General features: G+C 62.1%; 10 protein-coding genes. 2 read left to right on the top strand and 8 right to left on the bottom strand.

Annotated elements, in window-relative coordinates; all coding sequences use genetic code 11:
- Nucleotides 1-161: 161 nt before the first annotated feature.
- From msrQ to ilvC, 4 genes are all read right to left on the bottom strand, one after another.
- Nucleotides 162-794, bottom strand: coding sequence for a protein-methionine-sulfoxide reductase heme-binding subunit MsrQ (msrQ, locus tag E8F11_RS10200; RefSeq protein WP_280288724.1), 633 nt, complete (start codon nt 792-794; stop codon nt 162-164).
- Nucleotides 794-1,798 (bottom strand): protein-methionine-sulfoxide reductase catalytic subunit MsrP, encoded by a 1,005-nt coding sequence (gene msrP / locus E8F11_RS10195; protein WP_280288723.1) that lies wholly within the window; start codon nt 1,796-1,798, stop codon nt 794-796. Before msrP ends, msrQ begins: the two co-directional genes overlap by 1 nt.
- Nucleotides 1,799-1,858: 60 nt before the next feature.
- The gene (gene pssA / locus E8F11_RS10190) at nt 1,859-2,674 is read right to left on the bottom strand and encodes a CDP-diacylglycerol--serine O-phosphatidyltransferase (RefSeq protein ID WP_280288722.1); all 816 of its coding nucleotides are present in this window, start codon (nt 2,672-2,674) and stop codon (nt 1,859-1,861) included.
- A 144-nt stretch (nt 2,675-2,818) separates the two neighbouring features.
- Nucleotides 2,819-3,877, bottom strand: coding sequence for a ketol-acid reductoisomerase (gene ilvC, locus E8F11_RS10185; protein ID WP_280288721.1), 1,059 nt, complete (start codon nt 3,875-3,877; stop codon nt 2,819-2,821).
- An 83-nt stretch (nt 3,878-3,960) separates the two neighbouring features.
- Here ilvC and ilvY point away from each other — a divergent pair, with 83 nt between their 5' ends.
- Nucleotides 3,961-4,842 (top strand): HTH-type transcriptional activator IlvY, encoded by an 882-nt coding sequence (gene ilvY / locus E8F11_RS10180; RefSeq protein ID WP_280288720.1) that lies wholly within the window; start codon nt 3,961-3,963, stop codon nt 4,840-4,842.
- Between the two features lie 51 nt (nt 4,843-4,893).
- Here the strand turns inward: ilvY and ilvN are convergent, their stop codons facing one another.
- Nucleotides 4,894-5,385, bottom strand: a complete 492-nt coding sequence (ilvN, locus tag E8F11_RS10175) for an acetolactate synthase small subunit (RefSeq protein ID WP_151136916.1) — start codon at nt 5,383-5,385, stop codon at nt 4,894-4,896.
- Nucleotides 5,386-5,387: 2 nt separating this feature from the next.
- Nucleotides 5,388-7,112: an acetolactate synthase 3 large subunit gene (locus E8F11_RS10170; protein ID WP_280288719.1), complete on the bottom strand. Its 1,725-nt coding sequence runs from the start codon at nt 7,110-7,112 to the stop codon at nt 5,388-5,390.
- Nucleotides 7,113-7,521: 409 nt separating this feature from the next.
- Between E8F11_RS10170 and E8F11_RS10165 the strand changes: the two genes are divergently transcribed.
- Nucleotides 7,522-7,974 carry a DUF4124 domain-containing protein gene (locus E8F11_RS10165; RefSeq protein WP_280288718.1) on the top strand — a complete coding sequence of 151 codons (453 nt, stop codon included), beginning with the start codon at nt 7,522-7,524 and terminating at the stop codon, nt 7,972-7,974.
- A 9-nt stretch (nt 7,975-7,983) separates the two neighbouring features.
- On the opposite strand, the gene E8F11_RS10160 is transcribed toward E8F11_RS10165, so the two are convergent.
- The gene (locus E8F11_RS10160; protein ID WP_280288717.1) at nt 7,984-8,313 is read right to left on the bottom strand and encodes a YqcC family protein; all 330 of its coding nucleotides are present in this window, start codon (nt 8,311-8,313) and stop codon (nt 7,984-7,986) included.
- Nucleotides 8,313-9,083, bottom strand: coding sequence for a tetratricopeptide repeat protein (locus E8F11_RS10155; protein ID WP_280288716.1), 771 nt, complete (start codon nt 9,081-9,083; stop codon nt 8,313-8,315). Before E8F11_RS10155 ends, E8F11_RS10160 begins: the two co-directional genes overlap by 1 nt.
- Nucleotides 9,084-9,088 lie beyond the last annotated feature (5 nt).

Below are 9,088 nucleotides of genomic sequence, written 5' to 3'. Positions count from 1 at the left end.
TGTCAACACCTCCTTTTTCCAGCTTCATTCGCCAGCGGCGAACCTTGCGAAGCGGAACCTCCCGACACCCTCACCAATCACTCAACTCATTGATTATCAAGGAGTTTTGCTTGGCGACTGCGCCGGAAGAGGTGCGCATTATAGGGATGCCAAAACTGCCGTCAACACTTATTTGAAATCTTTCTGTCATCCGGCCTGAAGGGTACGAAAAGCCTGGGCAGGAGTCGCACCATTCCCGGCATTCGCAGCAACATCAGGAGAGCGCCGGTCAGTGCATAACCGGACCACTCAGCCATATCCGCCCGCACGACCCAGAGCATATGCAGCAGTGCAATGGCGAGAATGGCGTAGACCAGCCGATGCAATTGCTTCCAGCGCTTGCCCAGGCGCCGGACGCTGAAGCGATTCGAAGTGACGGCCAGTGCCAACAGGCCACTGAACCCCAGGGCGCCAACAAAGATATACGGCCGCTTGCCCAGGTCGATCAGCAATTGCTGCATATCCAGGCCAAGCAGGAACACGGCGTAAGCGCCGACGTGCATGACCACATAGCTGAAGCACCAGAGCCCCAGCTGACGACGCACCGCGATCCACCCTCCCCAGCCGGTCAACTTCTGCAGTGGCGTCATCGCCAGGGTGATCAGCAGGAACCAGAGTGCTCCAAGGCCCAGCCGGTCGACCAGCACCTTTCCCGGATCCGGCCCCAGGGCGAATATCCAGGCCTGATACAGCCACAGGCAGACGGGAATCAGCGCCAACACGAATACGAAAAGTCGCCAGAGTCTGAAACGCATTAGTAGTACTTCCTCAGGTCCAGCCCCGCATAGAGGCTGGCCACTTCTTCATAACCATTGAACATGCGCGTCGGCACTATGTTCGGACTGAACAGGCCGCTGGGAAGGCGCCGCTCGTGCGCCTGGCTCCAACGGGGATGATCCACCTCGGGATTGACGTTCGAATAGAAGCCATATTCCTGCGGCGCTATGGATTCCCAGGTCGTTCTCGGCTGCTCGCCGACCAGACCGATACGCACGATGGATTTGATGCTCTTGAATCCGTACTTCCAGGGCACCACCAGGCGCAGCGGAGCGCCATTCTGGTTGGGCAGTACGCGACCGTACATGCCCACGGCGAGAATGGTCAGCGGATGCATGGCTTCGTCCAGCCTCAAGCCCTCCACATAAGGCCAGTCGATCAGGGAAAATCCCGAGCGTACGCCGGCCATCTCGTCCGGGGCGAGCCGGGTCTCGAAGCTGACGTACTTCGCATTGCCGGTCGGCTCGACTTGCTTGAGCAGGTCCGCCAGGGGAAAGCCCAGCCAGGGAATGACCATGGACCAGGCCTCCACACAGCGCAGGCGGTAGATGCGCTCCTCCAGCCCATGGGGCTTGACCAGGTCCTCTACCGAGTAGGTGCCCGGCTTGGCGACCTCGCCATCCACTCGCACGGTCCAGGGTTCGATGCGCATCTTCTCCGCGTAGCGCGCCGGATCCCCCTTGTTGGTACCGAACTCGTAGAAGTTGTTGTAGTGGGTCGCATCCTTGAACGGCGTCACCGCCTCGTTCCCCGGAGTAATCGCCTGCCAGCGGGTGGCCGCGAGCTTGTCGGCGAACCAGGTGGGAGCCTGGGCAGCCTCGACATCGGGATAGGCGGAAGCATCCTGGGCACGCCCGGGCAATGCGGCCATGGCGGCCAGGCCACCAGCTGCGGTGAGCAGGCGTCGACGGGAGAGATAGATGGCTTCGGGCGTGACTTCGTGTTCGCGGCACGCGGACGAAGGAGGGATCTGGATCAACATGGCGGCTCCGCAACTTGGGCTGAGATGCCCAGTAGACTGCGGAGCCGCGGGGAAATTACATCACTCGACCTGCTTGCGGCGGCGCAGCTGGAGCAAGTATTGCACCGGACCGGAGGCGGCGTAAGCCAGGAAGATCAGCAGGAGGATGCGCGGCGGATCGCTGAACACCACGGCAAAGGCCAGCACCACCACCAGGATGGCCACGAAAGGCACACGCCCTTTCAGGTCCAGGTCCTTGAAGCTGTAGAACTTGATATTGCTCACCATCAGCATGCCGGCCAGGGCGACCAGCAGGGCAACGATGAACGACATGTTCGAGCCCTTGATGCCGAAGTCGCTGAAGGCCCAGACGGTGCCGGCCACCACGCCGGCTGCCGCCGGACTGGCGAGGCCAATGAAGAAACGCTTATCCACCTTGCCGATCTGGGTGTTGAAGCGCGCCAGGCGCAGGGCCGCGCCAGCGACATAGATGAAGGCGACGGTCAGGCCGACGCTACCAAGGCCGCTCAGGGCCCATTCGAAGGCCAGCAGCGCGGGCGCCACACCAAAGGCGACCATGTCCGACAGGGAATCGTACTCGGCACCAAAGGCGCTCTGGGTGTTGGTGAGACGGGCAACGCGGCCGTCCAGGCTGTCCAGTACCATGGCGACGAATATGGTCGCGGCCGCCACCGAGTAGTTGCCACTCATGGCGTTGACGATGGCGTAGAAGCCGGCGAACAGGTTGGCAGTGGTGAACAGGTTCGGCAGCAGGTAGATACCGCGGTGGCGAACCTTGCGCCCTTCGGCATCCTGGCCTTCCTCGACGTGTTCGTCGATCGGCAACAGGCTGTCGTTGTCAGCGGGCTGGTTCGGCTCTTCGGGACGTTCACTCATGAACAACATCCTTGCATCGAGTACGGAATGAGGTGGACGGGAATGACGGATGCACCGCCCGGCAAACAGGCTTTATACCAGAAGCCCGCCGCCATAACGAAAGAACGCGGCCGAGGCCGCGTTCTTTGAGATCGGGATAAGACCTTAGTTCTTGGACTTGTCCACGATTTTGTTTGCAGAGATCCACGGCATCATCGCACGCAGACGCTCGCCGACCTGCTCGATCGGGTGAGCGGCGTTGTTGCGGCGGTAGGCAGTCATCGAAGCGTAGTTCGAGGCACCTTCCTGGATGAACATCTTGGCGTATTCGCCGTCCTGGATGCGCTTCAGAGCGTTGCGCATGGCCTGACGGGATTCGGCGTTGATGACCTCCGGACCGGTTACGTACTCACCGTACTCGGCGTTGTTGGAGATCGAGTAGTTCATGTTGGCGATGCCGCCCTCGTACATCAGGTCGACGATCAGCTTCAGCTCGTGCAGGCACTCGAAGTAGGCCATTTCCGGCGCGTAACCGGCTTCGACCAGGGTTTCGAAACCGGCTTTCACCAGCTCGACGCAACCGCCGCAGAGAACAGCCTGCTCGCCGAACAGGTCGGTTTCGGTCTCGTCCTTGAAGGTGGTTTCGATGATGCCGGTACGGCCACCGCCCACGCCGCAGGCGTAGGACAGGGCAACGTTCTTGGCGTTGCCGGAAGCGTCCTGGTAAATGGCTACCAGGTCAGGAATGCCGCCACCCTTGACGAACTCGGAGCGAACGGTGTGGCCCGGAGCCTTCGGCGCGATCATGATCACGTCGAGGTCGGCACGCGGTACGACCTGGTTGTAGTGGATGGCGAAGCCGTGAGCGAAGGCCAGGGTGGCACCCTTCTTCAGGTTCGGCTCGACTTCTTCCTTGTACAGCTTGGACTGGAATTCGTCCGGGGTCAGGATCATCACCAGGTCGGCGGCAGCAACGGCTTCCGGCACGCTCTTGACGGTCAGGCCATGGGCTTCGGCCTTGGCAACGGTGGCGGAGCCGGCACGCAGGCCGACGGTCACGTCGACACCGGAGTCTTTCAGGTTGCAGGCATGGGCATGACCCTGGGAGCCGTAACCGATGATGGCTACTTTCTTGCCCTGGATGATCGAGAGGTCACAGTCTTTGTCGTAATAAACTTTCATGTTCCTGACTCTTTTATAACGAAAGGGATGGGGTGCGCGCACCGCGACAAGGGCACATTAAGCGATCTGATCCATTGCGTAAAATGATATATTCGCAACGCAATGTGCCGATATGCGAAATGCTCATGAACAGCCATTCCCTCAAGCTCTTTCTTTCCCTGGCAGACAACCTGCACTTCGGCAAAACCAGCCGTGAGCAGCATGTCAGCCCCTCCGCGCTCAGTCGCAGCATCAAGCAACTCGAGGACGAACTCGGCGCACCACTGTTCGTGCGCGACAGTCGCTCGGTTCAGCTGACCCGCGAGGGGCAGCAGTTCCGCGAATACGCGAGCGAGGCCATGAGCGGCTGGCATGCCATCCGCCAACGACTCATGCAGGACCAATTGGACCTGCACGGCGAACTCTCCCTGTATTGCTCGGTGACGGCGAGCTACAGCTTCCTCTACGACATCCTGAGCAGCTTCCGCCTGGACTACCCCCGCATCGAAATGAAGCTGCACACCGGCGACCCCGCAAGGGCCGTCGAGCGGGTGCAACAAGGGCTGGAGGATCTTGCCATCGGCGCCCGACCCGACAACCTGCCAGCCGGCGTCGACTTCCAGTCGATTACCCGCTCGGAGCTGCGCTTCATTGGCCCACAGTCACCTCAATTGCTGACAGAAGAACAACGGAGGCAGCCCACGGCGCAGAGCTGGAAGGACGTGCCGATGATTCTCTCGGAAGAAGGCCTGGCCCGGACCCGGACCGACCGCTGGCTGAAAAGCCACGGCATCAAGCCGCGCATCTATGCCCAGGTGAGCGGCAACGAGGCCATCGTCAGCATGGTGAGCCTTGGGTTCGGTATCGGCGTGGTTCCGCAGATCGTGCTCGACAACAGCCCACTGACCGCACGCATCCGCATCTACGATATCCAGCCGCCATTGGCCGCCTACGACATCGGCCTGTTCGCCCTGGAAAAACGCCTCAAGGCCCCGCTGATCGCAGCTTTCTGGAATCGCCGCCAGTAAAATCCGGGCAATAAAAAACCCCGCACCAGGCGGGGTTTTTCATGACTGCGATCAGATCGTCAGCACTTTGTCGCCACGGGAAATCCCGGTGACGCCACTGCGTACGGTTTCCAGGATCGAGCTGGTGCCGATGGCCTGGATGAAGCTGTCCAGCTTGTCGCTGGTTCCCGCCAGCTGGATCGTGTAGACGCTGCTGGTGACGTCGACGATCTGACCGCGGAAGATGTCAGTGGTGCGCTTGACCTCGGCGCGCTGGGCACCGGTGGCCTTGACCTTGACCAGCATCAGTTCGCGCTCGATATGGGCGCTCTCCGACAGGTTCACCAGCTTGACCACTTCGATCAGCTTGTTGAGGTTCTTGGTGATCTGCTCGATCACCTCATCGTGGCCGACAGTAGTCAGGGTCAGACGCGACAGGGTCGGGTCTTCGGTCGGAGCCACGGTCAGGCTTTCGATGTTGTAGTTGCGCTGGGAGAAGAGGCCGACTACGCGGGACAGCGCACCTGGCTCGTTTTCCAGTAGCAGGGAGATGATGTGTCGCATGTTCAGGTCCGCTCCGTCTTGCTCAGCCACATGTCGCGCATGGCGCCTTCCCGGATCTGCATCGGGTAGACGTGCTCGCTGGCATCGACCTGGATGTCGAGGAACACCAGACGGTTCTTCAGCGCGAATGCCTCTTCCATCTTCGCTTTCAGATCCTTCGGATCCGTCACGCGAATGCCGACGTGGCCATAAGCCTCGGCCAGCTTGACGAAGTCAGGCAGCGATTCCATGTAGGAGTGCGAATAACGGCTGTTGTACTGCATGTCCTGCCACTGGCGGACCATGCCCAGCGCACCATTGTTCAGGTTGACGATCTTCACCGGCAGGTCGTACTGCAGGCAGGTCGACAGCTCCTGGATGTTCATCTGGATGCTGCCTTCGCCGGTGACGCAAGCCACATCGATATCCGGGAAGTTCAGCTTGATGCCCATGGCCGCCGGGAAACCGAAGCCCATGGTGCCCAGGCCACCGGAGTTGATCCAGCGATTGGGCTTGTCGAAGCGGTAGTACTGCGCCGCGAACATCTGGTGCTGACCCACGTCGGAGGTGATGTAGGCATCACCCTTGGTCACCTCCCAGAGGGTCTCGATCACGCTCTGCGGCTTGATGATGGTGCCGTCGCCCTTGTCATAGGGGAACATGTCGCCACCGGCGCGCCACTCGTCGATCTGCTTCCACCAGCTGGCGACGGTTTCCTTGTTCGGGGTCTCGCCGATTTCCTTGAGGATGGCGACCATCTCGGACAGCACGCTGTCCACCGGGCCCACGATCGGGATGTCGGCCTTGATGGTCTTGGAGATCGACGCCGGGTCGATGTCGATATGGATGATCTTGGCGTTCGGGCAGAACTTGCTGGGGCCGTTGATGACGCGGTCGTCAAATCGTGCGCCGATGGCCAGGATCACGTCGGAATGGTGCATCGCCAGGTTGGCGGTGTAGCTGCCGTGCATACCCAGCATGCCGACGAACTGGCGGTCGGTGCCCGGAAAGGCGCCGAGACCCATCAGGGTGTTGGTGACCGGCAGGTTGAGCATCTTCGCCAGCTCGGTGAGCTGCTCGGATGCGCCACCCATGATCACGCCACCACCGGCATACATGATCGGACGCTTGGCGGCCAGGAGCATCTCGGCAGCCTTGCGGATCTGGCCGGAGTGGCCGCGAACCGCCGGGCTGTAGGAACGTAGCTTGACCTTTTTCGGGTAGCTGTATTCGAACTTCTGGGTCGGGTCGCCCATGTCCTTCGGAATGTCGACCACAACCGGGCCGGGACGACCGGACTGGGCGATGTAGAAGGCTTTCTTGATCACCTCGGGGATTTCCGAGGGATGCTTGATGATGAAGCTGTGCTTCACGATCGGGCGGGAAATACCGACCATGTCGGTTTCCTGGAAGGCGTCGGTACCGACCATGTTGCTCGGCACCTGGCCCGACAGGATCACCATCGGAATGGAGTCCATGTAAGCAGTGGCGATGCCCGTGATGGCGTTGGTCGCACCGGGGCCGGAAGTCACCAGCACCACACCGGGTTTGCCGGTAGCGCGGGCGTAACCGTCAGCCATGTGGGTAGCAGCCTGCTCATGACGGACCAGGACGTGGGTTACGTCATTTTCCTTGAACAGGGCATCGTAGATATGCAGGAGGGCACCACCCGGGTACCCGTAAATGTACTTAACGCCTTCGTCACGCAGCGAGCGGACGACCATTTCAGCGCCAGATAAAAGCTCCACGTTTTTCACCTCTAGAACGCCAGTAAACCGCCCGCGACCGGACGGCCTGAATAGGTTTGCTTGCAAGCAGAGCGTGAGCGACTGGTGGTCGCCGACTACGTCAGCTACTGACTGAGCAAGCATTGGGTCGGCCCCTGAGAGTTGTTGCGGGGCTTTCCCACCCAGCGCGAGGTAACGCGTTGCGGGTGTTACAGGTCGGCGCGGGTATGCACCTCATCGTCTGCTGCAGCTTCCGACTTGCGGCCGGCCCACTACAACAGCGAACCCTGGATTCTTCGGATTAGCAGAGCACAAGTCAAGTAATCCGTTGCGGAATCTTGCTTGGCTTGCTGTGACGCGACGCAGGATCACGCTCGACGGCTTTTGGTTATAGTTACGCGAGGATACTCCGCCAACAGAAGGAAACCGCATGCACCGCATGATTCTCGCCGGCAGCCTGCTGCTGGCACTGAGCACGTCCGCCGTGGCCAGCCAGGTCTACAAGTGGGTCGACGCCCAGGGTATCACCCACTTCGGTGCGCAGCCGCCCGAAGGCCAGCAAGCCACCAGCGTGAACACCTCGGTGCCCAAGCCGCGCCCCGGCTTGCCGCGCCTGGACAGCGAGCAGCCGGAACCTGCACCGCCCAAGAGCACGCCGGTCGGCGACCAGAAGGCCATCGACGAGAAGGTGAAGGCGGACGTTGCGGCTCAGGAGGCCGAACGGCGCAAGTATTGCGAGACCATCCGCACGAACCTGGCCCAACTGCAGAACAACCCGCGCCTGCGGGCGGAAGTGGACGGGGAGGTGCGCCGGCTGAGCGAGGAGGAGCGGCAGTCGCGGATCAAGGACGCCGAAAAGGCGATCAGCGAGAACTGCAACTGAGGCAAAGCCTCAGCTCTCCCCGCCTATCAATCTATCGAACGCGCCAAGCGCCTCCAGCAGCCCGCCCACCTCGGTGAGCCGCTCCCGGTAGGTTTCCTCCGCCATGGCGCGGATGCCCGACGCATGGGGCAATTCCAGGTCGTTCTCGAGGATGACCTTCATGCGCGGCAGGAAGATCCACTGCAGCCATTCCTCGAACGCTAGGGTATCGACGCAGAACGGCGCCTGGCTGGCCAGGGCGGCCGCACTGGGCGACTCCTCGGCCCACCAACCCATCCCGCGCAGCTCCTGCTCGATAAGCAGGAGTTGGTCAGCCACATCAACGAAGCGCGGATCCATCAGAGATTGACCTTGGCGCGATCACGCGCCAGGGCGGCGCCGGACGGATCGCCCTGGCGGTCACGCGAGCGTGCGATCAGGTCCCACAGGCTGGCCTGCATGGCCGGGCGGCCATTGGCATAGGTCAGCGCACGCCGGGCGAACTGCTCGGCCTGGGCAGCGTCGCCCTGGGCCAGGCGCACTTCGGCCAGGCGATAGAGCACCTGGGGTTCGCGCGGCGCAATGCGCTGGGCGCGCTCCAGGCTGGCGGCGGCGCCATTGAGGTCGCCACCACCCTGCTGTTGCTGGGCAGTGGTCAGCAGCGCCAGCACCGGCCCGTCGAGCTGCTCGTCGGCAGTCAGGCCGCCACTGCCGCTGGGGATGCCACTTGGCGCAGTCGGGGCCGGGGCGCTATAGCCGCCGCTGCTGGGCGAACCGTAGCTCGGAGCGCCATAGGCCGGCGCGCTTGGCGCAGCCCCAGGGCCCGTGGTGATTGGACCGGGCGTAATACCGCCGCTGGTGATGCTGCCGCTGATGGGGGCGCTGGGAGCTGGCGCAGCCTGCGCCGCACTTGAAGCGGCGCCGGGCACCATGACGACGACACCGGTGTCCTCTGGCGTGTTGCTCCGCGGCGCGGCGGGCGCCTGATTGTAGCCACCGCCACCGGAGGGTTGCTCCAGTTCGGACAGCGGCGCGCCGGAATCGACCACGGGAATGGCACCACGCTGCGGGGAAGCACAACCAGCCAGCAGGGCGGCTGCGGCAAGGGCGGGAATCCAGGCTTTACTCACTTTTC

The sequence above is a fragment of the Pseudomonas sp. BN417 genome (assembly GCF_029871205.1).
In the GTDB taxonomy this organism is placed as follows: domain Bacteria; phylum Pseudomonadota; class Gammaproteobacteria; order Pseudomonadales; family Pseudomonadaceae; genus Metapseudomonas.
This window is presented reverse-complemented; position numbering and strand designations above follow the sequence as displayed.

Coding starts and splice junctions, on each gene's coding strand:
- msrQ (WP_280288724.1), bottom strand. CDS start 794: ATGCGTTTCAGACTCTGGCGACTTTTCGTATTCGTGTTGGCGCTGATT.
- msrP (WP_280288723.1), bottom strand. CDS start 1,798: ATGTTGATCCAGATCCCTCCTTCGTCCGCGTGCCGCGAACACGAAGTC.
- pssA (WP_280288722.1), bottom strand. CDS start 2,674: ATGAGTGAACGTCCCGAAGAGCCGAACCAGCCCGCTGACAACGACAGC.
- ilvY (WP_280288720.1), top strand. CDS start 3,961: ATGAACAGCCATTCCCTCAAGCTCTTTCTTTCCCTGGCAGACAACCTG.
- ilvN (WP_151136916.1), bottom strand. CDS start 5,385: ATGCGACACATCATCTCCCTGCTACTGGAAAACGAGCCAGGTGCGCTG.
- E8F11_RS10165 (WP_280288718.1), top strand. CDS start 7,522: ATGCACCGCATGATTCTCGCCGGCAGCCTGCTGCTGGCACTGAGCACG.
- E8F11_RS10160 (WP_280288717.1), bottom strand. CDS start 8,313: ATGGATCCGCGCTTCGTTGATGTGGCTGACCAACTCCTGCTTATCGAG.